This window comes from bacterium (assembly GCA_023228325.1).
Classification (GTDB): Bacteria; Auribacterota; UBA6266; order UBA6266; family UBA6266; genus UBA6266.
The window spans coordinates 676,230-701,415 of sequence record JALOBK010000001.1 but is presented as its reverse complement, the minus strand read 5'-3'; the positions used below and the strand labels follow the sequence as shown (position 1 = coordinate 701,415).

The window sequence follows — 25,186 nt, the reverse complement described above, 5'->3', positions numbered from 1 at the left end:
AAATGAAAATCAGAAAAACAGATTTTAAAGAGTTTATTTTCAGAAGATTATTTTTGGTTTTGCTGTTTTTTGTTTCCCTTTTTGCCGCCCGCCCCGTTTATTCCGCGGAAACCCGGTTTGCCGATGATAAGGAAAAATCCGTGTATGAATGGTTCTGCTCGGCCCAGAATGAAAACGGGCTTTTTCAGGGCGCCGAAGGAGTTGATATCTGTTCGACTTACCAGCTTTCAACGGCGGCTATGGTGTTTACCCTTTACGGGGATTATGAAAGAGCCGGAAAGATATTTGATTATTTTTTAAATAAAAAAGCGGAAGAATTTTCGGGCCCAGGCATAACCCAAAGGGGATTTTTGCAGATGAGGCGCCCATCCAGCGGCGAGGCGGACTGGAATTCTTACAGGTGGGTAGGCGATAACTCCTGGCTGCTCATGGCGCTTAATTTTTATAAGAGCGAAACAGGGGAGCGGCAATATGATGATATGATGAAAGCGATAGCCGACTGGCTGGGCGATATGCAGGACAAAGAGGGTAATGAGATTTATGAGACGGGGGATTTCGGGCTCTGGTACGGATTTACGGGGGACGGCAGGACAATGCTCAGGGCAAAATCGTCCGAAGGAAATCTTGACGCGTACGCCGCCCTTGCCCCTTTTGAAGATAAAGCATCTGTCAGAAATGAGATAAAGGAGTTTCTTGATTCCATGTATATACCCGGTGAGAAGCGCATAAGGATAGGCACGACGGTTTCCGAAACTGACAGCGAACTTCAGGCATGGGCGTATCTTGTGTTTCTTGACGCGGATAAATATCCGTTGGAATTTTTTGAGAAAAATTATAAACTCAGCGTAACAGCAGACGCGTCCGGCAAAGAAATGGCCGGGTTTGCCTATATGCCGCAAGACTATACGGAAGGCCGCCTTGAATTATCGTGCACAATCGAGATTGTATCGGCATTCCAGGCCATGGGAGATAAGAAGAGAGAAAAATATTACCTGGCCGAAACGGAAAAAGCGATAATGGAAAGCAGGTATTATCCGGGAACGCGCGGGCTTCCGGGAGTGGCGAATCAGAGCAGGTGGCCTGACGACCCGACTGATATGACGGGAATAAATGTCCATTCAAGCGCGTGGTATTTGTTTGTCAGGAAAGGGTTTAATCCTTTTTCGGAATTTAAATTTTAAAAATCGGGGGGATGAATATGAAAAAGTTTTTACTGACCGTAATAGTGATAATACTTGTTGTTGTCGCCGGCCTGATTGTCTTTAAAGATACTATCATTAAAGGCGCGATAGAGAAAGCCGTGAAAGATATGACAGGCCTCCAACTTACAATGGAGAGCCTTGCAATCGGCCTGCAGAACCAGACGGTGGACATTAAAGGGCTTAAGCTCAGGAACCCGGCGGAATTCGAAGACAAAATAATGTTCGATTTCCCCGCAATATATGTCGATTGCGATGTAAAAGCGATGCTGAAAAAGCACGTGCATCTTGAAGACATGAAAATACATCTTGCGGAACTGTCTGTCATAAAAAACGCGAAGGGCGAGTTGAACCTGAACGCGCTTAAAGTTGTTGCCGAAAAGGGAGAAAAACCCGCGGAAGCGAAAAAAGTTGCGGCGGAAAAACCCGCGGAAACCCGGCCTATGACATGGCAGATAGATAAACTGCGCCTGAAAATAGATAAAGCGGTCTATAAAGATTATTCAAAAGGCAAAACACCCGAAGTCTATTCTTTCGATATAAATATAGATGAGGAATTTGAGAATATTACCGATCCCTACAAACTTGTGACGCTTCTTGTTACGAGGACACTCGCGAAAACAACGATCGCGCAGCTTGCCAACTTCAATTTAAAGGCGCTTGAAGGCAGTATTTCAGATATTGTATCGGGCGTCAGTGAACAGGCGACGCAGGCCGTTGACCAGCTCAAAAATATAACGGACGGAGAAAATATCGAGGGAGTTAAGGAAGGCGTGAAAGGATCGGTTGACTCCATAAAAGATAAATTCAAAGGGCTGTTTGGAAAATAAGAGAATTAAGCGATAAGTTCCAGAAGTTTGTTGACTTTATATTCGGATTTCTGCAGCGCCTTGTAAATTTCCGATACAGGCTTATAAAGGGTTGCGGATTTTCCTGGTTCCCGGCTGTTGATCAGCGCGGTGATGAAAAGCCAGTAGAGCAGAATCTCGAATTTTTCCTTGTTAAACCACAGGATGCCCTCGTATTCGTTAAAATCAAGGTAATGGGATACAAAGCCGTCTTTGAATATGCGGTTTAACGCGTCTTTCGGTTTTTCGGTTTTCGCCTCGCCGAGCCCTTCGGGATACGACGAGACGATTTTAAGGAGCAGGCTGTCCTGCGAAGCCGGGAGGTCGTCCTGCCCTGTTTCTTTAAGTTCCCGGAAGATTGCTTTCTCGAGCGATAATTCTTCGATTATCCGCATATTGTCCGCGGCGTATATTTCCTTAAGATGTTTTAAGATGATTATCAGGACGGCTTTTTTGAAAAAATTGACGCTGTCCAAATCCTGCGAATGCAGATATTGCCCTGTTTTTCCGGTTTTGGGGGATTTGGCGATGTCCAAAAGGCTGTCAAATTCCTTTTTGGCGTCTTTGGCGATGGTTTTTATGTCGGCGGCGGATTCATAATAGGATTTGACCGCGCCGTAAAACTTTTCGAGGCGGTTCGGTAAGTCTTCCGACGCTCTTTTATCCTGCACAAGCAGTTCTTTGATAAAATGGTTATTGATTATATGGCAAAGAGAGTTGTGGACAGGGGAAAGTATCATTTCCCGCAGCATTTCCCGGATATCATATATGCCTTTCCCGTCGAGCAGCCGCGCGATTTCCCTGTAATGCCCTTTAGTGTCTTCGATTTCGCTGAAGTCGAGGAATGAATGGTACTGGTAAGCTTCAAGTCCGAGGAACAGGCCTTTTTCATGGAGGTCGCGGCCGTTTCTTATGTACTGGAGTCCCGACTTGTAGTCCCTGAAGAGATAGAAAGTGTTTTCGGAATTTTTTATATTCAAGCCTTCCGCGAGTGTTTTCCGGATGAGATGCCTTTTCCCGCGTCCGGTTTCAACTGAGATCGCGCAGGAAGATTTTATCCATCCGGATGTCGACGCGTATTTATTGTGATATATTACGAGGCCCTTTTCCCCTCCGCAAATATTCGAGAATGCGAAGACATTTTCATCAACGGAACCGTCATTCCTGTAAAAATCGTACATAAGAAAATTATCGACTTCGCTGAACAGGTGCCGCTTTTTCATCAGGGGAAAGATGTCGGCTTCATGGCGTTTTACAAGGTCCCAGTCGGTTTCTTCGTCCCGGTAGGCTTTCCGGTATTCCATGCCGTATTTCTCGGCGAACCCCTCTATCTGGCCGTGGCCGAACATCGGAAGCCCGGGCATGGTTACCATCATCAGGCAGACGCCGAAATATTTATCGCCTTTGCCGAACTGCGCGACCGCGGTTTCTTCGTCGGGGTTGTTCTGGAAATTAACAAACCGTTTTAATATCTGCGGGTTGAATTCAAGGATGTTTTTGACGACCTGGCGGTATTTCTGGTTCTCTTCCATTTTAAGCATATTCATAAAAGAGCTGTTGTAAACCCTGTGCATCCCGAGCGTGCGGACAAAAAACCCTTCCATCAGCCAGAACGCTTCCGCGAGAAGCAGTGTATCGGGCAGTTCCTTATTCACCCTGTCCACGACTTCTCTCCAGAATTCGCGCGGCATCAGGCGGTTGAAATCTTCGGTGCTTAAACCGTTTTCCGCGCGCGAAGGGATGCCGCCGCCGGTTCCGGGATGGGGAAACCAGAGCCTCTGGTAATGCCTTTTCGCGAGCGTCATGGCCGCGTCAAGCCGGATGATGCTGAAATGCCTAGCGACATTTAAAATGGATTGTATGACGGCTTCCCTTACTTCTTCTTTTAAAAAGTTAAGTTGAGCCGTGTCGTTCCATGGCATGCTTGTGCCGTCGTTGCCGTGGTACATGTATTTTGTGGAGCCCGTATGTTTGTCGTAGCGCTTGAAAACCACCGCGGCGTCTCTTTTTGTCCAGTAACCGTCTTCTATCTGTATCGAAACCCGTTGGTCATCGGAAATGTCCGGACCTGAAAAGCTGTAACCCGGATAAGGAGGATAATCAAGCTGGATAAACCAGTCGGGGTGTTCTATTACCCATTTTGAATAGACGCCCATATGGTTGGGGACCACATCTGTCGCGAGCCGTATCCCTCTCTGCCAGGCCCTTGCTTTGAGTGATTGGAAAGCGGTTTCGCCGCCGAGGTCTGCGCTTATGGTGTAATCGTAAAGAGAATAAGCCGATGCCAGGGCCTCGGGATTTCCGCAAATCTGTTTTATTTTCTGTGACGCCGGGCTTCTTTCCCATATTCCTATAAGCCAGAGGCCGGTAAAACCCCAGTCTGCGAGCCGGTCGAGCTCTTCGTCGGGGATCAGGTCGATTTTATTTATGGGCCTGGAATATTTTTTCGATAATTGGTCGAGCCACACGTAGGTGCTCTTGGCTATTATGACAACTTTCGACATCCAGTTTTTGTCTTCGGAGAAATGTTCATATTCCGGCGAATGGGTATATTTCGCGTATTCCGGGTAATCCGACAGGTCCTTAAAGCGCATTACCAGATTGGGCCCTTTCCCGAGCCATCCTTCTTTCTCCTCTTCTTTCAGGACGTCGAGCGCCGTTAATATCCTGTTTAATATATCTTCCGGGAGAAATTCCGCCCAGTTATCTTTTATATATTTCAACTGGCCTTCAAGCGAATCTTCCGAGGCCTGTATGGGTTCTAAAAGAAAATCTATTATGGGTTTGTTGTTTTTGCCGAACCCCGGCTCTTTATCAAGGAATTCCCTGAAAGCTTTCAGTGTTTTAGCGTAAGGGGTTTTCTCCGACAGTTCTTTGTCGTCGAAGAATTCGCGGTAAGAGGAAACGGCCTTGTTTTTGTTGGCCAGGTGGAGAAGAATCATTTCAAGGGCGGTAAGTTCCGTGTTGGGCATTGAATCGGTTTTGTTCAGCAGGTATTCCTTTTCCGCGCGCCTGGCCCTTATTACGTCGTAGGGCGGGAAATGGCTGATGAAAGTTTCGAGGAAATCCGGGGATTTCATTTTTTTTGAAGAGTAATCCAGCGTTTTCTTCAACGCTTCCGGGTTGGTGTTGTTCTCGTATAACATTATGATATGCCGGAAAACCTCGTTTATAAGCCCGGCGGCGTTAAGCTTTCCCGCCCTGAGAGGATTTTTCGCGAAAAGCTCATGGCCTTTAATCTCATAAATCCTTTTTACGATTTTCCTTATAAGCGGCAGGCACGGAGGTTTCGGTTCTTCCGGATCGTTAAAGATGCCTTCTTTAAGCCTGTAAGTGTCCCACTGGCGTTTTGACAGCTGGAATTCAAGGGGGAAATACCGTTTAACTTTTATAGGTTTTTTAACCATAGAAAATAAATTATACTAAAATAAACCGGTTAAACACAGATATTATTTGCGGTTTTAATCTTGTCCATTTAAACGCTTTGTCTTAATATTATATGATATAGTCAATGTTTGTATTGTCCGTATACACAAAAAGATATTTGGAATATGTTCAGCAGAATCAGAATATTTATAGGATTTTTTCTTGTTTTAATATGTCAGGTTTCATTTTCCGATGAAGCCCTGGACAGTTTCAGGAAAGGCGAAGAACTGCTGGATGCGGCGGATTATGTTCCGGCCGCGGCCTGTTTCAAAACCATAGCGGAAGATTTTCCCACGCATGAGCTTGTCCCGGTGGCGTATTACAACCTGGGGTTCGCGTATTTCGGCTCCGGAGAATATGACAAGGCCGTCAGCGCGTTAAGAAGGATGATAAAAGAGTTTCCCGAAGATAATGTTACCCCTTTATGTTACCTGCTTCTTGCGGATTGCTACAGCGCTAAAAAGGAATACAGCCAGTCAAACAGCATTATAGATGACGCCGTCAATAAATATCAGAATCCGGATATCAAGAGCCAGTTTATTTTTAAGAAGGCTTATAATTATTATTTCGCGCGGGAGTACGGTAACGCGGTAAAAATACTCGATTCGATAATCAGCTCTCCGCCTTCCGCGGAAGCGAAGAGTCAGGCGCTCTTCCTGAAAGCTTTTATTTATAAAAAAGAGGGAAGCGCCGAAAAAGCCGTGGGAATCCTCAAAGAACTTGTCTCATCATCGGGTAACCCTATCCTGGCGAATAAAGCCCTGTTCCTTATCGCCGAGATATATGACGAATCGGGCAATAAGATGAAAGCCATAGAAAACTACCGCAACGTGAAAACCAAACAGGAAGTGTTGTCCGAACTTGCCGGCAGGATAAGTGTCCTGAGAAAGCAGAGAGAAGAAATCTGGCAGAAAGAATCTTCAGGACGGGAAAGGTCGCAGATAACGGAATCGCTTAATAAGCTGACAAAAGAGTACCGGGAAATCGACGCCGAACAGGACATAGGTCTTGTGGCGTATATGAGAAGATGCCTGTGTTACCGCGATATGGGAAGCCTTTACCGCGATATCATCCTTTCGGATTATATCATTGAAAACATAGAAGATGAATATTATGTGAAGCAGGCTTATAAGGAGCTTATATACTGTTATTTTGAACTCGGCGAAGTGGACAGGTGTCTCAGCATAGCAGGCAGGATGGAAAAAACTTTTCCCAAAGATGAGGAAGTCGCTATCGCGTTCCTGACGATAGGCAAAAGGTTTTTTGCCGGGAAGAAATACGGCGAGGCGATAACGGAATTCTCAAGGTGCGTGGAAAACAGTTCCCGGCCTGATATATATTCGGAGGCAAAAGCGCTGAAAGCGGCGGCTTTTATCGAGCAGTCCGATTATAAAAAAGCCTCGGAAATATATTCCGGAATCATTACGGATAAAGATAAACACGACCCCGCTATCATTCCCGAGAGCCTTTTCGGGATGGGCGTGTGCCTGAATAATGAAGGGAAAACGGATGAATCCGTAGTGTATTTTGACGCTCTGATAGCGGAATATCCTTCCGATGAGTATGCCTCGAGGGCAAGAAGAGAAAAAGCCAACGTGTTTTTCGCGGCGGGGAAATATGACGAAGCCCTGCAGTATTACAGGGACTACCTGGGCAAGAATCCGGGTTCCGATGACGCTCCCGATATCCTGATACAGATAGGCGCCTGCCTTATAAACCTCAACAGGAACGATGACGCCATTAAGGAGCTGTCGTCTATCGACAAGTCCAGGCTCAACACGGAATATAAAAAAGTCCTTGTGGATTTTGATATAGCCCAGGCTTACGCGAACAAGGGCGATTATGAGCAGACCGAGAAAACAATGCTCGATATAATAAAGAACTATCCCGGTTCCGAGGTTACTAAAGATTGTTATTCCTGGCTTGACAAATATTACACCGGCGCGGGAAGAAACGACGCGAAAGTCGAAATGTACCTGCTGGCGTATAACAACGCCAAAACCGACGGAGACAAAGCCAAATTCAAATACCGCGCGGCTTTCCTGGAACAGAATATGGGGAAAACAGAATCCGCGTTTAACAAATATATCGGGATTTTTTCCTCCGGAGACGATAAAAGCAGGTATGTCTGCCTGTCCCTGAAAAATCTTATGGATATGGCGGTTGAGCAGAAGGATGAAAACCTTAAAAAACAGTGGATGGATATGTTAAAAAAATCTGCCGTCTCGGAAAGCGGGAAATGGAAAGCGGATATCATCGCCGGCGCTGTAATAAATGCGGATATCCCCGATTCGGGGAAAAAGTATCTCGGGATAAGCGTCCGGTCGGCTTTCCAGGAACTTTCCCCCTGGGAAATTTATATCGTGTCGCAGACGGATATTCTGCTCGGCAGGTATGATGACGCCGGACCTTTGCTTGAAGAGTTAATCTCGAAAAACAGCGATGACCGGGAACTTGTTTTTATGAGCAGGATAGGCCTGTCCGATATACTGAGGGCCCGCGGCAAAAACAGCGAAAGCCTTGAAGAGGTGAAAGCCGCGCTGAAAATGGATATCGCGGACGCGGTTGATATCCCGCTTGAAGAGGCAAGGTATAAACTGGCCGTCACCCTTATGGATAACGGCGATTATGAAGGCAGCCTTGAGATATGGAAAAAACTTTTAAGGGAAGCTCCCGAAATCAGGAAACCGGCTGTGCTTTACGGGATTGCCGGGTGCTATGAGTCTTCCGGACAGACGGACAAGGCTTTAATGAACTTCAGGAAAATTTCGCTCCTTTACGGCGATGACAGGGACATCGCTTCGAAGGCGCTGCTGAAATGCGTTGAGATTTTAAGCGGGGAGGGGAAGAGAGAGGAAAGCCGCCAGTGTTATGAGGAGCTGTTAAATGATTTTGCGGATACGGATGCGGCGGCAAAAGCGAAAGAGGAATTTAATGGGAAAATATAGCCTGATAGCAATGGCGCTTATACTTTTTGCCGTTTCGGCCGCTTCGGAAGCGAGAGTCATCGAGCTTAAAAACGGACAGGTTATAAACGGCGAGATTGTCAAAGATGAAAACGGGGAGCTGACCGTGAAGCTGGACCAGTACGGTGAAATGACGGTTAATAAAGAAGACGTGAAACTTGAATCCCTTTATTCCGAAGGATATAAGACCGCGGAAGAATATTTCGGCCGGGGAAAGTTTATAGAGGCGATAAAAGCTTATCATGAACTGCTGCAGAACCCGGACCCGCTTGTCAGCGGAGACAGTATAATTTCAAAAATAGCCGACTGTTACCTGGCGCTCGATAAACCCGATAAAGCGGTTGTTTTCTACAGGAAAGTTATGGACGAGACAGGAGATAAGAGTCTTATCCTCCACTGTTCGATAAGGGCCGATTACTGCCGGCTGCGGGCGGGTGAAGTCCGGCCCCTGCAGGTGGATTCTTACAAAGACAGGGAAAAATCGATAGAAAAGGGTGATATGGCGTTTTACTGCTACATAGAAGGCATGCGTCTTATGGCGGAGGGAAAATATGAGGAAGCCGCTATGAAACTGTTGTCAATCGATGTCCTTTATCCCGAGACGCCCGAACTGGTGGCCGAATCTAAAATGCTTGCCGCCGAATGTCTTGATAAGACGGGAAAACCGGAACTTGCGAAAGGCCTTTATAAGGAAATTTACGAAATCAGCCCTTCTTCCGGAGCAGGGAAAGAAGCCTATAAAAGAATGAATAATCTTTAAATAAAGGAGAACAGGATGAAAAAAATTCTTTGTTGTTTTTTAGCTGTAATATTTATTATATGCATCGTATCGGCCGCCTTTTGCCAGGAACCGGCCCGGGATGATTCCGCTCAAAAAGGGAAAACCCTGTGGCAGACGGTAAGAGAAGGCGGGATAATGATGATAATCATCGGCCTGGTTTCCGTGGTTATGGTCTATATCATCATAAGAAGTTTTATGACTCTTTCCCGCGAAAAATTGATACCGACCTCTTTTCTCGATTCCATAGAAAAAGATATTGACGGGGGAAACCTGCAGGGCGTCGCGAATTCCTGTGTGGAAAACGATTCCTTTTTCGCGAAAATACTGCTCGCGGGCCTGAAAAAAGCCCATCTGGGCAGGGACAACATGGAAAAAGCTATTGAAGAAAGAGGGGAAAGAGAGGGCGAAGCGCTTAAAGTAATGGTCAATTATCTTTCTGTCATAGCGACTATCGCCCCGATGCTGGGCCTGCTGGGAACGGTGTCCGGTATGATAAAATCCTTTAACGCGATAGCTTTTGCCGGCGCGGCGGGTAAGCCGTCCCTTCTGGCTTCCAGCGTAGGTGAAGCTCTTGTAACCACGGCTTTCGGGCTGATAGTCGCGATTCCGGCCATGGCGTTCTATTTTTATTTTAAAACGCATATTGCGAATCTCATCGCCGTATCCGAAGAAAAAGTGGATGTGATAATAGATAAGATTTATTCCAGAGCGTCTTATAAAAATGAAAGCGCCGGAGATTCACAGGCCGAAGAACAGCCGGACGGGCAGATGACAGCTGAAACGCCCGGGGAAGAAAATCCGCAGCAGACCGGCCGGGCGGAAAATACAGGGGAAGAAAAACAACAGTGAGAGTATCGAAAAAATCGGGTAAATTCGAGGAAATGGGTTTTCAGATGGCGCCCATGATAGATGTGGTGTTTCTTCTGCTCATTTTCTTCATGTGCGCTTCGACGTTCCACGACCTTGAAAGCAGGGAAGGCATCGACCTTCCTGTTGCCGACAAATCAAAGACGGAGGAAACAACTGAAGGAAGAATGGTCGTTAACGTGGATAATGCGGGGATGATAACTTTCCAGAATTATACTTATACGCCTGAACAGCTGGGAAAACAGATTTCGGGTATCCTGGAAAAACAGGAAATAGCCTCGGTTTTGATAAGGGGCGATAAAGATACGGACCATAAGCATGTTATGAAGATTATGGAGCTTTGCGCTCAAAAGGGGATATGGAAAGTGTGGTTTGCCACTTATAAAGAGGAAAATCCCGCGGGCGGAGGAAACAGGTGAAATTCTCAAAAGACTCTTCAACGGAAAAGACAGATTTTGAAATAGCTCCCATGATAGATGTCGTCTTTCTGCTTTTAATATTTTTTATAAGCACGTCGAGCCTGAAGATACAGGAGACCCAGCTTGGCGTTGATATCCCGACACAGTCCGCCGAGCAGGCGCAGGCGGATGAGATCCCGGATGAGGTGCTGATTACAATAAAAAGCGGCAACAGTGTTTTTGTGAACAACAAAGAATATGATTCCCCGGAAAGCGAGACGCTCGATGAGCTTACAACGATGTTATATAAACTGCAAATGGTTTACGAAAAACAGGGTGTTATTATCGATATTGAGAAAGGCGTAAAGCACGGCCGTGTCGTTGATGTCCTTAACGCCTGCGCCGCTGCCAAAATCGGCAGCATATCGTTCCTTTCGGAAGATTGAGAAAAATGATAAACAAACTTAGAATATACAGGTTCCTGAAAAAAAGTTTCAAAGAAGCGCCTTATCTTACATCCGCGATTTTATTTCACGTGATAGTCCTCCTTGTTCTCGGTTCCATATATATCGTAAGGCCCGTAACCGATAACGCGCTCCTGAGCGGGAAATTTTTAAGCAAATCAACTCCGATACAGAAAGTGGACCTCAGGCAGTTGAGGAAAGAGATGGTCAGGGAAGTCCCCGTGCAGATGGCTAAGAAACTGCCGGTGAAAAAGAAAACGCTTGAAGTGCAGAAAGTCGTTGAAGAAAGCCTTTTTAAGAAACAGACGGCGGTAAAACCCGAGCTTGTGAAAGCCGAAACCCCCAAGATCTCATCCGAGAGAGAATTTGTTAAAAGGCAGGATGACAGAAAACAGGATTATAAGGATTTTGTCGAAAAGTTCGAGTTATCTGGGAGAGGTAAAAACACGAAAGCCAAAATACAGCTCAGCGTAGCGAAATATGCGGGAGGAGACTGGGATTGCCAGTTCGGGGGAGTTATAAACCTGATAGAGCAGATAAACCGCTGGACGAACATAGAAGCCAGCGCCGACATCCTTGTAAGGAGCGTGGATTCAAATGAGATTTTTAAAGCGCCGTTTGTGTACATGACAGGCCACGATAATTTTACGTTTACCGAAGAAGAAGTCCTTAATTTGAGGAAATATCTCTTAAAAGGCGGCGCTGTTTATTGCGATAACAGCCTTCCCGGCAGGCGTTCCAGGTTTGATATGGCTTTCAGGAGAGAGATGAAAAGGGTTTTGCCTGACAGGGAGTTCGAAGAGATAGATATCAATCATCCCGTATATAATTCTTTTTATACTTTCAATAAACTTCCCGGCGGGATGAACTGGAAAAACGATACGACCGAAGCGATAAAAATCAGGGACAGGATAGTGGTTATCTACACTCTCAACGATTACGGTGATTTATGGATGACGGGTTTGAATGACAGGGATGAAATAGACTTTAACTGGTATAAGGGAGATGACGACAACCTTTATCAGAGACTGGGTAAATGGGGAGACAAGGTGAATTACGAGAATGTCGAGCTCGAATCCATAAAAGACGCCTATAAGATGGGAATTAATGTGGTTGTGTATTTGCTTTTGAGGTGACAGGTTGAAAACAGGGTTGTTAAGATTATTTTTGTTTTTTGGATTTATTTTGTCGCGGGGCGTTGTCCTTGCCGGTGATAATCTGATAATAAACGGTTATCTTGATATTAAGATTAAACTGGATAACCTTTGGGACGGGGTTGACTCTTCGGGCAATCTCAGGTTTTACAGGATAGACAGGGATATACTGGAATCGGGCACAAGGAATACTCGGGCCTGGTTTGCGCCGAAACCGGGTTTCATCGATATAAACAATGACGGGCTCAGGGATTTAATAGTATCGGATACGCAGGGGACGATATTTGTGTTCCTGAATAAAGGCAGTGGGAAGGAACCTTCTTTTGAAAACGGGATTCCTGTTGTCACACATTTCGGCGAATGCGCGAGAAGCTGTCTGTCCGACTGGAATAATGACGGGAAAGTGGACATATTATGCGGCCGACTGGAGGGTGATGTCCTGCTCGCGCTCAATAAAGGTTCGATTAGCGATTATAAATTTATAAACGGGACGGAAGATCCGACGGCGCCGGTGGAAACAAAAAAACTGAAAGAATTCGAGAGGTTCCTTTTTAAGGGCCGGGTTTTAGATATAGGAAGAAACAGCTCTCCGTGCGTTGCCGATTTCAATAATGACAGGATAAAAGACCTTGTTCTCGGAGAGGGGACATATTCCGCGAACGCCGTCCACCTGTTCCTGAATAAAGATATGATGGGCGGCAAGATTTTCGATGAAGACAGGCGGCAGGTGCTTGTTTACGGCGAAGGCAGGGAACATCTTACCCCCGAGGCGGTTGACTGGGATAATGACGGCGACCTTGATATAGTGATGGGAATGAGAACGGGACACATAGAGCTTTTCATAAATGAAAACGGACCGGGAGATTTTACAAAGCCTATGACATTCGCGGGAAGGTTTAAAACCGGGGGCGGCGATATAAAAGAAGGAGAAATGAGCACGGTGTACCCCGCGGATTGGGATAATGACGGGTTAATAGACCTTATTACCGGAAGCAGCAGCGGATATATACATGTGTATCGCAACACCGGCCGGCAGCAGGGCATGTTGATGAATGACGGCATTACGATCGGGGGAAAGGATGTTTTAAAAGAGTATTACCGGCCTGCTGCGTGGAGAATTGAAGCAAGAAGCAGTTGGGCTGTTATGGAAACTTTTAGCGAACCGGAAGCGCCCGGGACGCCGGCCAGAGTCGGGATGACGGTAAAATACGCGCACAATAACTCCGGCCTTGATGACAGGGGTTCGGAGGGGGATTATATAAAAATAACATCCGAAAGGTTTAATGTCACGCACGGGAAAAAGTATACTCTTTCATTCGATTATAAAGGGGACAAGATAATTGATTCCACCATTGCTTTCTGGGCTGAGTACGGCAAGGGGGTAGTGAAAGACGGGCAAAAGATTGAACAGACGGTTTATGAAACATTCAAGTTCAGCCCCGCGGGCAAGTGGAGAACATTCAAAAAAACGATCAATGTGGAATATAAGGGAGAACCGGAAATTCCCGAACACGCTATGATGCACGGAGATATATCATTCCATATAAAATCCAGGGGAAACGGCGTGATTTATCTTGATAATATTTTGCTGGAAGCAGAGTGAAAAAATGAGTATTTTTGAAACCTTTTTCCTTTTAACGCATCTAATATAAAAAGAGGAGGGATGATAATGAAAAATATGATGATAATGTCAATAATAGGTGTTTTTGTTGTAACTTTCTATATCGCGGATGGTTATGCGGATTGCGGAATGTGCTCCAGTTCTAAAGACGGTGAGTCCATGAAACATATGGAAACGAAGAAAGGCGTTTACAATAAAGTGTTCGAAAAAACCGCCGAGAAGAACGGGGTCAGGGAAATTACGTATGGCCAGTTTATGAAAATCAGAAAGTCAGGGGAAAAAGTTGTTATCCTTGATGTGCTGGGAAAAGAGAGTTATGAGTCCGGGCATATAAGCGGGTCGGAAAATTTCTCTGTGGCTGAGATTAATGAAAAAACGGCGGCAGAAAGGCTGAACAAGGATGATAAAATAATCGTTTACTGTGGAAGTTTTGGGTGCGCCGCGAGCACGATGGCCGCTCAGAAATTCGAGAGACTGGGTTATACGGTTCTCGATTACAAAGGCGGATTGAAGGAGTGGCAGGAAAAAGGGAATGAATTGGAAAAGTAACCGTGTCTCGTGCGGGAAAAAAGGGCTCCTGAAAAAAGGGAGCTCTTTATTTTTCCTCTGAAGGTTCTTCCGGTGTTTTTTCCTGTCCGGAACTCAATCCTTCCAGTTCCAGCGTTGAAGAAAGCCGCTTTTTATATCTTTCGACGTGGCTGTCTCCTATCCTGAAAGCTTCCGACGCTTTTTCTATATATTTTCCGACTTCTTCATATTTTCTGTAGAATTTTTCAAAATCTTTCTCAAGATAAGACAGGCCTTCCTGAATATGTTTTATGCTTTTTATTATTTCCGTGTTTCTTATCGCGGATACGACTATCTGCAGGAAGGCATAGAAAGTGTTCGGGCTGATGGGCACGACTTTATTTTTTTGGGCAAAGTCGAATATTTCTGATTTATGGCCCATAAAATTCTTTTCGGTGATGGTTTCATAATATATGGATTCGGAAGGTATGAACATCAGGGCGAATTCAGACGTTCCTTTTTCGGGTTTTATATATTTGTCCTTTATGTCTTTAATATGTTTCTTCAGGTCTTTTTCATATTCTTTCCAGTATTTTGTTTTTTCCTCGTCCGTCGCGGACGAGATATATTTTTGATAGTTATCCCTCGGGAATTTGGCGTCTATCGGTATGATAAGATTCTTCATTTTTATTACGGCGTCGACCTGTTCGCGGCCTTCTATGGAGTACTGGCGCTCCCATAGGCCTTTGGGAAGAGCCTGCCCGAGCATTTCTTCAAGGATGGCTTCCCCGTAACTTCCCCTGAGTTTTGGCGCCTGGAGAATATCCTTTAAAGACTCTCCGAGCCTGTGGGATTCTTCCTGCTGGGATATTATCTTTTGTATTGTAAGGTTGATGTCCTTGATGGAATCAACTGTTTTAAGCGTATGCTCCGATATAAGGTCTTTGGACCTGCTTATTTCGGAACGGGTCTGGTTCAGCTCTTTATTGATGTTTGATTGAAATGAAAGAAAGTTGTCTTTTAAGAATGAATCCACCTTCAGCAGGGGATCATTTGCGGTTTTTTTGAGCATGAAGACCGATAAGGCGATTATTATCGCGAGAATCGTTAAAACAAGGATAAGAAGAATCATTTCCATTTTTCACCTTTTTTCAAACCGGGCGCCGGGCCCGCGTTAAGGTTAAGCGTGTTTTTTTCTGGGCGATACCCATGACTCGGGGTATCCCCTTTCTTTTTCCGCTCCCCTGTCTTTTACCCTCAGGGTGAGCAAAGCCGCTATTATCATGCAGAACCCGCCGAAAACGACTCCCATCGCGCGGTTATTCCCCAGCACGTTCAGCATTATCCATCCGAACCCGAGGGATATCGCTATCTGCGGGAGCGTGATAAAAAAGTTGAATATTCCCATATATATGCCCATTTTTGATTTCGGAATCGCCGCCGACAGCATCGCGTACGGCATGGTAAGTATGCTTCCCCACGCGATTCCCAGCCCGACCATAAGGAGAAGGACTAATTTTTTCAGGGACGCTATGTCGCCTCCGCGGAGCAGCAATACCCCCATCATTCCGGCGGCGCCGAAAAGCAGGCTTATAAAATGGGTCTTTTTCCTTGTTATAAGCATGGCTATTTTAGGCATGAAGAACGAGTAAAACAGGGTGACCACATTATATGCGGCAAAACATATCCCCGCCCATTCTATGCCGTCGAGGTATTGGGGCGAGTTTTCCTTCCCGAAAAGGTGTCCCACCGTTACAGGGAAATACATCCAGAGACAGAACATCGCCATCCACGTGAAAAACTGGACCCACGCGAGCTCCTTCATGGTTTTGGGCATATTCAAAAGGTCGGAGACGATTTCTTTAAAAAAGCCGGAAACAGCGCGCTTGTTTTTACGTGGTTTTTTGTTTTCGGGCGGATATTCCCTGCAGGTTATCACGGTCCAGAGGACCGCGCTGATAAATACAACCGCGCCGACATGAAAGGAAATTTTTATTATATAAGGCAGCTTATCCTGGAGGATGTCCGGTATCCTGTTTAAAAGAGGCATGTGTGAAAGCACGTGATGCGATGAGCCGTGCGCGGCTGCCGTTACCGCCAGCGGGTGGGGAACAGGAGGGATTTTACTTACGTGAAAGATATTCTCGAGAATCCACGGGAAGGCGGAAGCGGTGACGGCGCCTATGGAAACGAAGAGCGTCTGTATCGAATAACCCACAGTCCTTTGTTTTTCGGGAAGCATATCCGCGACAAAAGCCCTGAAGGGTTCCATGCTTATGTTAACGGACGAATCGAGCACCCACAGCAGGCCGGCGGCCATCCATAATGTGCCGGAGTAAGGCATTAAAAACAGAGCGAATGTGGCAAGGATAGCGCCTATCAGGAAATAAGGCCTTCTCCTCCCGAGCCAACACCATGTGTTATCGCTCAGATGACCTATTATGGGCTGGACGATAAGCCCTGTCAGCGGGGCGGCAAGCCAGAGTATGGGAATTTTATCGGGATTTGCCCCCAGGTATTCATAGATCGCGCTCATGTTCGCCATTTGCAGGCCCCAGCCGAACTGTATTCCCATAAAGCCTATGCTCATATTGCATATATGCAATATGCTTAAATCGGGTTTCTTCACTTTGCCTCCGCAGATTTTTCACATAAATATAGCATTATCATCATATCTTTTTCCAATAATTTGTATTTACAGATTAATTGAACAAATGATTTTTTTGCGATACAATTATTTATGGTGTTTTCCGGAAAATTTTTATGCCGGTTAAAATAAGGAGGTCAAAAATATGAGAATTCTTTTTGTTCTGATTCTTTCCCTGACGCTGTTGTTTTGTGTTCAACAGTTTGCATTCGCGAAGCACAGCACATGGGACACGGTGGGTAAAGGCCTTGCTGTTTATGAAGGGGCAAAGGTATTGACAGGCGCAAAAGGGAATATGCTTGATGATGTTTCAGGCGGCAATTTCCACAGGGATGGAGGTTCTTCCGGAGGCGGTTCATCTTCCCAGGACTCGTATAATTCCGGTTACCAGGCAGGTTACCAGTCGGGATATAATGCGGGTTTCAGGGCCGGAACTCAGCAGAAATAACAAAAATTACAATACCGGAGGGAAAAATGAGAATTCAACATTTAAAAATTTTATTTATTTTGTCGGGCATGCTGGTTTTCTGCCCGACAGCCCATGCGGTCATTATGGATCTTTCTTCAGCCGACATAAATGAGGCCGTAAGCGCCGGCGCTAAATACAGGGATTCGGATCCCATCAGTTTTATGAACGATTTATGCGCTTATCAGGAGATAAAAGCCGATTATTATGATGTCTCTGTTGTTTTATGGACAAAATATTCTCTTACGGCGTTTGATTCTTTCCTTTCCGCAAAGCGCTACCAGGATTTTAATCTTGAAAGGCTTGAAATGTCGAGCGGATACAGGATGCTTGAAGATGATATAATATTTTATGTTCTTATTACAAGCCAGCATAAGGACCATCTCGATGATTTTAAAGCGGTCCTGAAACAGGGAAACAAAGTGTTTATGACGGATGTTGCGGTGATGAAAAGTTTAAGCGATAAACAGCCGGACGGCCTGTATTATGCCGTGTATCACTGGGGTTTCCCGCTTAAGGACATAGACCTTAAATCAAAAGCGGCTCTTACAATAATACCGTTAATGGGCAAGGAACAGGCAGTAGAGTTTGATTTGTATAATATCAAGTAGAAACGGGTTGTGTCCTTTTATGAGAAAAGGGGCGATTTTTTTAATAGTTCTATTCGCGCCTCTGTTCTGCGGCGCGGCAGGTTCATTTAATCTGGTGATAAATCCGGATTTCGAGGCCGGCAATACTTTCGGTTGGGGCGCGTGGGCTGTCAAAGAGGATGTGGTCATGACCGAAAACCATTCTCCCGGCGGGCTTTTCTGCCTGAGGCTTTCGCTGGAGGGAAAAGAGGGAGGCCCTTTTTCGGCGGGTGCGCTGATTCAGGAAAAAAAAGTATTTGAGGAAAACGAAAAAGTATACGCCTCCGCCTGGGTAAAGACCGATGACCTGAAGGGAAAATCCGGAAATAAAGTTTATGCTTTTATTAAAGTTGAATTCTGGAAAGACGGCACGTTAATTGATTCGGCGGTAAGCGAAAAACTGACGGAGGATAATGGCTGGACATTCCTGAAAATCGATACGATGGTCCCTGAATTCAGCAATATGACAAAACTTCTTCTTATGCTTGAAAATGACGGGGGGAAGGACAGTACGGGATATGCCTATTTTGATGATGTCCATCTCGGAAAAACCCCGGCCCCGGTAAAGGTGAAAAACAATAACAGCGTATTCGCGCTGAAATAACCCGCTTATATGAATAAAAAAAATAAAAAATCCGGCAGTTCTTTACACAATAAAATATTAAGAGATTGCAAATCTCTTATTGAAATCTCCCATGCTATGATAGGAGAGAAAGATATCGAGAAACTCCTGAGTCTTATCATGGAAGAGATAACGCGAGTGCTGGAGGCCGAAAGAAGTTCTCTTTTCCTTGTTGACCACACCACCGGCGAAATATGGAGCCATATTGCCCAGAAATCGGAAATATCGGAAATAAGACTGCCGATAGGCAAAGGAATAGCGGGATATACGGCGAAAACAGGAAAACTTCTTAATATCCGGAATGCTTATAAAGATAAAAGGTTTTGTTCCGATTTTGACATGGAAACAGGGTTTCATACCAGGTCAGTCCTCTGCGCCGCCCTGTTCAATCACGAGAGAGAAATAATCGGCGTCATACAGGTGCTTAATAAAAAGAAAGGTTATTTCACAAAAAAGGACGAGACAATCCTTGCCGCTTTCTCGTTGCACGTGTCAATCGCCATTGAAAACACCATTCTTCACGATGAAACCGAGATTTTTATGAGAAGCCTGATTAAGACGCTCGCGGCCGCGGTTGACGCGCGCGACCCTGTCACGGCAGGCCATTCGGAGAGAGTCACTTATTATGCGTTGAAAATAGGAGAGCAGTTAAAGTTAAGCCGGCATAAAATGAGGATGCTTGAAATAGCGGCTATTCTTCACGACGTAGGGAAAATCGGCGTCAGGGACAGGGTGTTGACAAAACCCGGACGCTATACAAAAGAAGAATACGAGGAGATGAAGAAGCACGCGTATTACACCAAACAGATACTCGACAACATCCATTTTTCAAAGAAAGACAGGGATATTCCCCTTGTGGCGTCCACCCACCATGAGATGATGAACGGAAAGGGTTACCCGTTCGGCCTGAAAAAATCCGGGATACCGCTTTTATCGAGGATAATCGCCGTTGCCGACATATATGACGCGATGATAAGTTATGATAGGCCTTATAAGAAGGCCATGACGGTCAATCAGGCGCTTGACGTCCTGAAAAAAGAGGCGGGAACACGTTTAGACAGAAAAATCGTGGATGTTTTCATCAAGGAAAGACTGTATCTTTTTGACCGGAGAAATTATATCAGGATAAATGTGGAACTTGCCATTGAATATAAAATTTTAAAACCGGAAGAACAGGAAAAAATATATTATTCTTCCAGTACCACGGATATAAGCGCGGGGGGCCTTGTCTTTATTTCCGGGAAGTTAATCCCGGTATCCAGTTTTGTCGCGGTCCGCGTTTATCTTGTGGATATGACACTTGACCTTACGGCAAAAGTCGTGCGTGTTGACAGGATAAGCGACAAGAAATACAAAATTGCCATTTGTTTTGTCAGTATTTCCGATAACATAAGGGAAAAACTGTCCAAATATCTTGTTAAGATATTGAATACACACTAGTCTTTTCTCTTCCGCTCCGGAATAAACACTTAAATAAGGCGCCTTGACAAAACCTCTGTTGTCAGTTATAATGCACACGTTAGCATTAAATCAGGATAGTATGAAAAAAAGGCCTACTATAAAAGATATAGCGAAAAAAGTCGGAGTCACCCATTCGACTGTCTCCCGCGTAATAAATGACAACCCGGCCATAAGCGGCAGGACCAAAGACAAAATACTTAAAGCGATGAAAGAGCTTGACTACCAGCCCAACCTGGTTGCCAGGGGGCTTGTCAGGAGAAAGACCCATGCTTTTGCCCTTATTACGCCCGATCTTAACCCCCATGTGCTTCCCGTTATAAAAGGGATATCTGATACATGCAGAAGGCTAGGATACGGGCTTATGTTATTTTCGACGGATTACTGGATTGAAGAAAACCGGTCTTATGCCGAAGTCGTGAGAAACTGGCTGGTTGACGGTGTTCTGATATATAACGTTATTTATCATGAGGATGTCCCGGAAAACATCAGGGAACTGGAAAAACAAAACATACCCTGTGTTTTTATAAACAAGTTTTTGGGCAAAAATAAGGTAAATAATGTCAGCATAGACAACAATGAAGCTGTATTTAAGGCTGTAAGCCATCTTGCGGCGACAGGGCATAAAAGAATAGGTATGATAAAAGGCGGAATGCTTTCTGTAGACGGGGTTGAAAGGTTCAATGCTTTTAAGGAATCCCTTGGAAAGCTTGAACTCGAATTTGACGAAAGCATAACCGGCTGCGGCAACTTTTTTTTCAACGAGGCTTATGAAGAGATGAAAAGGATATTGTGCGCTCCATCGGGCAGGCCCACGGCTATGTTCTGCGCGAATGATCTTATGGCTATGGGAGCCGTGAAAGCGGCCGGGGATATGGGGCTCAAGGTGCCGCAGGATATCGCGGTTGCGGGTTTTGACGACTTGGAGGCGGCCCGCTTCTTCAAGCCGTCAATAACTACATTGAAACCTCCGCTTGAAGATATAGGAGGGAAGGCGATTGAGATGCTTTTAAGGGTGATTGAAAACCCTTCAAGGCCGGTTGAGGAGATAAGATTAGGTTCGAGGCTTATAGTGAGGGAGTCTTCGGTTGTATAATATATATTTTTTCATGATGATTTTACACGTGTGCATAAATAACCGGAGAAGAAGAAACGCTTAAGACATTATTTTCAGGGGGCTTGTCAAAGATATCATTTTTACTTTCTTCAAAGTCTCTTTTCCCCCCCAGGAACATAGAGGCCGAAAGCTTGGAAAATGATACTTGGCAAGCCCTTTTCGGGATTAAATTTGTGTAAAAGACGTAATTCCTATATGGTATTATTGAATTATTAATAACCGTTTTCCAAAGTCAGGGGAAAATAATGAAAAGAACATTTATATTATATTTTTTCGCGGTGATTCTTTCAGGTTCGTCCCTGTCCTCCGGCCTGCCCGCGAATGTCACAGCTTCTTCCATCCAGGAACCCGGATTTTCTCCTGATAAGGCGTTTGACGGGAATATGGGGACCAGATGGAGCAGTAAATTTGAAGATCCCCAGTGGCTCCAGATAGACCTTTTGGAAAACAGGGCACTTGCCGGCCTGACCATTTTCTGGGAGGATGCCTTTGCTTCCGCTTACGATGTTCTGCTTTCTGAGGATGCCGAAAACTGGATTAAAGTTTTCGGGACAAACAGTTCGGACGGTAAAACAGATGACATTTATTTTAAGATGACAGAAGCGAGATATATCAGAATCGTATGCAATAAAAGAGCGACAGGCTGGGGCGCTTCCATACTTGAAATAACGTTAAAAGAACCGGGAGAAACACCTGATATAAAAGTCTCATCAGGGGATGCTGAACCCCTGAACATTATGGACGGTGATTTTACAACCTGCTGGAACAGTGAAGACGGCGATAGCGAATGGGTCGAAATAGACTTAAAGAAGGAAAAAGGGCTCGGCGGGTTTGAAATAAAGTGGGGAGAATCCTATCCCAAAAGTTACAAAATTCAGGTTTCAAGAAACGGAGAAGACTGGAAAACAGTTTTCGAAACTTCAAGGTCTAACGGCGGACGGGACCTGATATATATAGATGAAACGGACGCGAGACATATAAAAATTTTATGTGAAAATTCCGCCGGAAACAAATTTTCCTTGTGTGAGTTAACGCTGAAAGGCAAGGATGAATCCGCGACAGTGGAAAGATTATACAATGTGATGGCGGAGGATTCGCCTGCCGGGTATTTCCCTGACTGGATTTACAATAAACAGGAATACTGGACTGTCACCGGGGCCCCATCCGACCCTGTGGAAAGCCTGATAAGTTCCTACGGGGCGATAGAACCCGGAAAAGAAAGCTTCCTGTTGATGCCGTATCTTTATATAGACGGTAAATTCATTGCGGCGGGAGATGTGAAAATAACCCAGAAGCTTGAAGATGAATATCTCCCCATCCCTTCCGTTGTATGGGAATATCAGAACCTGATTTTCGAACAGAAGATATTTACATGGGGAGATGAAAACACTTCCTCATCTTATGTGATTTATACATTGGATAACACCGGCGGCAAACCGCTGAAGGGCAAGCTGTTTATTACAATAAGGGCTTTGCAGTTGAGCCCTAAGTGGCAGCACGGCGGCATATCAAAAATATCCGCCCTTGATTTTGTCGGGAAAAATGACGGGGCCCTGGTAAAAGTTAACAATAAGGATTCGATTGTTTTTCTTCGGAAACCTTCGGAATCCGGGGGGGTATCTTTTAAAGAAGGCGAGATAATCGAATATATCGCCGACGGCAAGGTCCCCGACAGGAAAACTGTGCTTGACCCGGAAGGGATTATTTCCGGCGCGTCCGTTTTTGATTTCAACATCCCCGCCGGCCGGAAGAAGCAATTTTACTTTGTGCTGCCGCTGAGAGGCGATGTTGACGTCGAGGGTCTGTTGTCCTGCAAGAATCCGGAAGAAAAATTCAGTGGAATTCTGGCTGAAACCGAGGACTACTGGAAATCGCAGTTGAACACGTTCGAAATAGATATTCCCCAGAAAGAACTGGTGGATGTTATGAAGGCCAACCTTGCCTATCTTCTGGTTAACAGGGATTTTGTTTCTCTCCACCCGGGACCGAGAAATTATGAGCGCTCATGGATAAGGGACGGTTCCGTTCAGTGCGCGGCTTTGCTTAAGACAGGGCATTATGAGGAAGTCAGGGATTACCTGGATTGGATAAGCAAAAGCCAGAAGCCCGGCGGCGAAATTCCCTGTATGCTTGAGCTGAACGGACAGATGCCCGGATGGGGTAAAGACTGGTTTGAGTGGGACGGGCAGGGAGCGTACATATTCGCCGTCGCGGATTATTACCGTTTTACCAAAGATAAAGATTTTGTGATAAGGAATTTTGATTCAATTGTAAAAGCGTTGAAGTTTCTTGAAGAACTCAGGGCGAAACGGTTGACCGATGAATATAAAAATACGCCGTTCTACGGCATACTGCCGGAATCAAACAGCCATGAGGGGTATTTCCCTGCCCAGCACAGCCTGTGGGATGATTTCTGGGCTCTTAAAGGATGGAAAGACGGACAGTTTCTCGCGAAAGTTGCCGGGAGGGAAGAGTTGACAGGGTGGATGAAAAAAGAGGAAACGGAATTAAGGAAAAACCTGCTTAATAACATAGAACTGCTGCAGAAACAGAAAAACATAAAAAATATCCCCGGCTGTTTTGAGAAAGCCGATTTTGACGCCACTTCAACCGCGATTTCTGTGTGGCCCACGGGAGAATATTCGCACCTGCAGAGGGAAGACCTTATGTATACGCTGGATACATATTATGACGGCACTTTTTATCCGAGGATAGAAAAAGGGCTTACGGCCGCCTACACCCCTTATGAGATAAGAAATGCCACAGCTTACCTTATGCTCGGAGAGAAAGATAAGGCGTTAAAAATGATAAATTATTTTCTTAATGATATGCGGCCGCGGCCGTGGAAACACTGGGCGGAAGTCGTGCATGAGGAATATTTTCGTCCGCAGTATCTCGGGGATATGCCCCATACGTGGATAGGGGCTATCGCCGTTAACTTCATAAGAAGTATGTTTGTGTATGAGCAGGATAACAGGATTGTGCTCGCGGCCGGAGTCGACGACAAATGGCTTGATTCACCGCAGGGTGTCAAGGTGAAAAACCTGCCGACTTATTTCGGGGATATAAATTACGACATAAAAAAAGAGGAGAATGTAATAACGGCGGATATATACGGCGACGCCGGGTGTTCGGGCGGCTTCGTTTTGAAGGTTCCGCTTAAGGATAAGGCAGTGTGCGCCGAACTTAACGGCGAAAGGGTAGAAAATATCTCCGGCGGAGAAATTGTTTTTACGAAACTGCCCGCGAACATAAAAATATATTGTAATGATTAATGATATTCAGGGAGGAATATGATGAGAAAGGGTTCTTGTCTGTTGCTTGTTTTTGGGTTAATTGTCTTTTCACAGGCTGTATCCGCCGATTCAAACAGGGCCAATAATCCGGGTTTTGAGTCCGGTAATATCGGCGGCTGGTCAACATGGGCTGTAACCGATACGGTATCTTCTTCGATAAACCATACCCCGGGCGGAAAATTCAGCGCTTCCCCCTCGCTTAACGCGGAAAACGGCCCGTTCGAAACAGGCGCTCTTATACAAGAACTTGACAGTTTCAAACCCGGCGAGAATATTTTCGCGTCCGCTTGGGTTAAAACGGACGGGTTAAAAGGCGCCCAGGGGACAAATGTTTTCGCTATACTCAAACTGGAGTTCTGGAGCGGGAATAAAATGATATCTGCCGAAGAAAGTTCGGGAAATACGGGAACCAGCGACTGGCATGAGATAAAAGTGGAAACTGTAGTGCCTGAAAATACGACAAAAGTCAAAATCACTCTCCTTTTATGGAATAATAACGGAACGGGAAATATCGGAACCGTATATTTTGACGATGTATATATAGGAAATTCTCAGAATCCGTCATATATATAGCGTTTACCGTGATATTTTCCTGAAAAGGCTGCGGAAATAATGCCGCAGCTTCTTTTTGTCCATTTTTAGTGTAATCGGGATAAATAAGGGTTGAAAAAAATGCGTTATGGGCGCATAATTTGAGAGTGTGTTTTCTGTTAATTTACT

General features: G+C 45.3%; 20 protein-coding genes. 17 read left to right on the top strand and 3 right to left on the bottom strand.

Annotated elements, in window-relative coordinates:
* The first annotated feature begins 2 nt into the window (after window positions 1-2).
* Together M0R36_03225 and M0R36_03220 are read left to right on the top strand one after the other, a co-directional pair.
* On the top strand, window positions 3-1,181 hold the full coding sequence (locus M0R36_03225) for a hypothetical protein (GenBank protein MCK9554814.1): 1,179 nt from the start codon (window positions 3-5) through the stop codon (window positions 1,179-1,181).
* Window positions 1,182-1,198: 17 nt separating this feature from the next.
* Window positions 1,199-2,029: an AsmA family protein gene (locus tag M0R36_03220; GenBank protein ID MCK9554813.1), complete on the top strand. Its 831-nt coding sequence runs from the start codon at window positions 1,199-1,201 to the stop codon at window positions 2,027-2,029.
* Between the two features lie 5 nt (window positions 2,030-2,034).
* Here M0R36_03220 and M0R36_03215 read toward each other — a convergent pair whose 3' ends face one another.
* Window positions 2,035-5,454, bottom strand: coding sequence for an alpha-amylase family glycosyl hydrolase (locus tag M0R36_03215; GenBank protein MCK9554812.1), 3,420 nt, complete (start codon window positions 5,452-5,454; stop codon window positions 2,035-2,037).
* A 144-nt stretch (window positions 5,455-5,598) separates the two neighbouring features.
* Here M0R36_03215 and M0R36_03210 point away from each other — a divergent pair, with 144 nt between their 5' ends.
* The 8 genes from M0R36_03210 (at window position 5,599) to M0R36_03175 (ending at window position 14,273) form a co-directional block, all read left to right on the top strand.
* Window positions 5,599-8,421: a tetratricopeptide repeat protein gene (locus tag M0R36_03210; protein MCK9554811.1), complete on the top strand. Its 2,823-nt coding sequence runs from the start codon at window positions 5,599-5,601 to the stop codon at window positions 8,419-8,421.
* Window positions 8,408-9,199: a hypothetical protein gene (locus M0R36_03205; protein MCK9554810.1), complete on the top strand. Its 792-nt coding sequence runs from the start codon at window positions 8,408-8,410 to the stop codon at window positions 9,197-9,199. Before M0R36_03210 ends, M0R36_03205 begins: the two co-directional genes overlap by 14 nt.
* A 15-nt stretch (window positions 9,200-9,214) precedes the next feature.
* Complete coding sequence (locus M0R36_03200; protein ID MCK9554809.1) at window positions 9,215-10,069, top strand: MotA/TolQ/ExbB proton channel family protein; 855 nt, start codon at window positions 9,215-9,217, stop codon at window positions 10,067-10,069.
* Complete coding sequence (locus tag M0R36_03195) at window positions 10,066-10,506, top strand: biopolymer transporter ExbD (protein ID MCK9554808.1); 441 nt, start codon at window positions 10,066-10,068, stop codon at window positions 10,504-10,506. Before M0R36_03200 ends, M0R36_03195 begins: the two co-directional genes overlap by 4 nt.
* A complete protein-coding gene (locus M0R36_03190; GenBank protein ID MCK9554807.1) occupies window positions 10,503-10,931 on the top strand; it encodes a biopolymer transporter ExbD in 429 nt (142 codons plus the stop codon). Before M0R36_03195 ends, M0R36_03190 begins: the two co-directional genes overlap by 4 nt.
* 5 nt (window positions 10,932-10,936) lie before the next feature.
* Window positions 10,937-12,085 carry a DUF4159 domain-containing protein gene (locus tag M0R36_03185; protein MCK9554806.1) on the top strand — a complete coding sequence of 383 codons (1,149 nt, stop codon included), beginning with the start codon at window positions 10,937-10,939 and terminating at the stop codon, window positions 12,083-12,085.
* 49 nt (window positions 12,086-12,134) lie between these two features.
* The gene (locus tag M0R36_03180; protein MCK9554805.1) at window positions 12,135-13,706 is read left to right on the top strand and encodes a VCBS repeat-containing protein; all 1,572 of its coding nucleotides are present in this window, start codon (window positions 12,135-12,137) and stop codon (window positions 13,704-13,706) included.
* A 66-nt stretch (window positions 13,707-13,772) separates the two neighbouring features.
* A complete protein-coding gene (locus M0R36_03175) occupies window positions 13,773-14,273 on the top strand; it encodes a rhodanese-like domain-containing protein (protein MCK9554804.1) in 501 nt (166 codons plus the stop codon).
* 46 nt (window positions 14,274-14,319) lie between these two features.
* Here the strand turns inward: M0R36_03175 and M0R36_03170 are convergent, their stop codons facing one another.
* Together M0R36_03170 and M0R36_03165 are read right to left on the bottom strand one after the other, a co-directional pair.
* Window positions 14,320-15,369, bottom strand: a complete 1,050-nt coding sequence (locus M0R36_03170; GenBank protein MCK9554803.1) for a DNA recombination protein RmuC — start codon at window positions 15,367-15,369, stop codon at window positions 14,320-14,322.
* Between the two features lie 42 nt (window positions 15,370-15,411).
* Complete coding sequence (locus tag M0R36_03165) at window positions 15,412-16,860, bottom strand: MFS transporter (GenBank protein MCK9554802.1); 1,449 nt, start codon at window positions 16,858-16,860, stop codon at window positions 15,412-15,414.
* A gap of 163 nt (window positions 16,861-17,023) precedes the next feature.
* On the opposite strand from M0R36_03165, the gene M0R36_03160 reads away from it, so the two are divergent.
* The 7 genes from M0R36_03160 (at window position 17,024) to M0R36_03130 (ending at window position 25,039) form a co-directional block, all read left to right on the top strand.
* Entirely contained in the window at window positions 17,024-17,326 is a 303-nt protein-coding gene (locus M0R36_03160; protein ID MCK9554801.1) for a hypothetical protein, read from the top strand.
* A gap of 26 nt (window positions 17,327-17,352) precedes the next feature.
* Entirely contained in the window at window positions 17,353-17,955 is a 603-nt protein-coding gene (locus M0R36_03155; GenBank protein MCK9554800.1) for a hypothetical protein, read from the top strand.
* Between the two features lie 19 nt (window positions 17,956-17,974).
* Window positions 17,975-18,577: a carbohydrate binding domain-containing protein gene (locus tag M0R36_03150; protein ID MCK9554799.1), complete on the top strand. Its 603-nt coding sequence runs from the start codon at window positions 17,975-17,977 to the stop codon at window positions 18,575-18,577.
* A gap of 9 nt (window positions 18,578-18,586) precedes the next feature.
* Window positions 18,587-20,035, top strand: coding sequence for a GAF domain-containing protein (locus tag M0R36_03145; GenBank protein MCK9554798.1), 1,449 nt, complete (start codon window positions 18,587-18,589; stop codon window positions 20,033-20,035).
* Window positions 20,036-20,135: 100 nt separating this feature from the next.
* Window positions 20,136-21,149 (top strand): LacI family transcriptional regulator, encoded by a 1,014-nt coding sequence (locus M0R36_03140; GenBank protein MCK9554797.1) that lies wholly within the window; start codon window positions 20,136-20,138, stop codon window positions 21,147-21,149.
* A gap of 266 nt (window positions 21,150-21,415) precedes the next feature.
* Window positions 21,416-24,445 (top strand): discoidin domain-containing protein, encoded by a 3,030-nt coding sequence (locus M0R36_03135; GenBank protein MCK9554796.1) that lies wholly within the window; start codon window positions 21,416-21,418, stop codon window positions 24,443-24,445.
* Between the two features lie 18 nt (window positions 24,446-24,463).
* Complete coding sequence (locus M0R36_03130) at window positions 24,464-25,039, top strand: carbohydrate binding domain-containing protein (protein ID MCK9554795.1); 576 nt, start codon at window positions 24,464-24,466, stop codon at window positions 25,037-25,039.
* Window positions 25,040-25,186: the final 147 nt, after the last annotated feature.

What these genes read in the sequence shown, in the direction of transcription:
- M0R36_03225 (MCK9554814.1), top strand. Translation starts at nt 3, where the DNA reads ATGAAAATCAGAAAAACAGATTTTAAAGAGTTTATTTTCAGAAGATTA.
- M0R36_03220 (MCK9554813.1), top strand. Translation starts at nt 1,199, where the DNA reads ATGAAAAAGTTTTTACTGACCGTAATAGTGATAATACTTGTTGTTGTC.
- M0R36_03215 (MCK9554812.1), bottom strand. Translation starts at nt 5,454, where the DNA reads ATGGTTAAAAAACCTATAAAAGTTAAACGGTATTTCCCCCTTGAATTC.
- M0R36_03210 (MCK9554811.1), top strand. Translation starts at nt 5,599, where the DNA reads ATGTTCAGCAGAATCAGAATATTTATAGGATTTTTTCTTGTTTTAATA.
- M0R36_03205 (MCK9554810.1), top strand. Translation starts at nt 8,408, where the DNA reads ATGGGAAAATATAGCCTGATAGCAATGGCGCTTATACTTTTTGCCGTT.
- M0R36_03200 (MCK9554809.1), top strand. Translation starts at nt 9,215, where the DNA reads ATGAAAAAAATTCTTTGTTGTTTTTTAGCTGTAATATTTATTATATGC.
- M0R36_03185 (MCK9554806.1), top strand. Translation starts at nt 10,937, where the DNA reads ATGATAAACAAACTTAGAATATACAGGTTCCTGAAAAAAAGTTTCAAA.
- M0R36_03175 (MCK9554804.1), top strand. Translation starts at nt 13,773, where the DNA reads ATGAAAAATATGATGATAATGTCAATAATAGGTGTTTTTGTTGTAACT.
- M0R36_03170 (MCK9554803.1), bottom strand. Translation starts at nt 15,369, where the DNA reads ATGGAAATGATTCTTCTTATCCTTGTTTTAACGATTCTCGCGATAATA.
- M0R36_03160 (MCK9554801.1), top strand. Translation starts at nt 17,024, where the DNA reads ATGAGAATTCTTTTTGTTCTGATTCTTTCCCTGACGCTGTTGTTTTGT.
- M0R36_03155 (MCK9554800.1), top strand. Translation starts at nt 17,353, where the DNA reads ATGAGAATTCAACATTTAAAAATTTTATTTATTTTGTCGGGCATGCTG.
- M0R36_03150 (MCK9554799.1), top strand. Translation starts at nt 17,975, where the DNA reads ATGAGAAAAGGGGCGATTTTTTTAATAGTTCTATTCGCGCCTCTGTTC.
- M0R36_03145 (MCK9554798.1), top strand. Translation starts at nt 18,587, where the DNA reads ATGAATAAAAAAAATAAAAAATCCGGCAGTTCTTTACACAATAAAATA.
- M0R36_03140 (MCK9554797.1), top strand. Translation starts at nt 20,136, where the DNA reads ATGAAAAAAAGGCCTACTATAAAAGATATAGCGAAAAAAGTCGGAGTC.
- M0R36_03135 (MCK9554796.1), top strand. Translation starts at nt 21,416, where the DNA reads ATGAAAAGAACATTTATATTATATTTTTTCGCGGTGATTCTTTCAGGT.
- M0R36_03130 (MCK9554795.1), top strand. Translation starts at nt 24,464, where the DNA reads ATGATGAGAAAGGGTTCTTGTCTGTTGCTTGTTTTTGGGTTAATTGTC.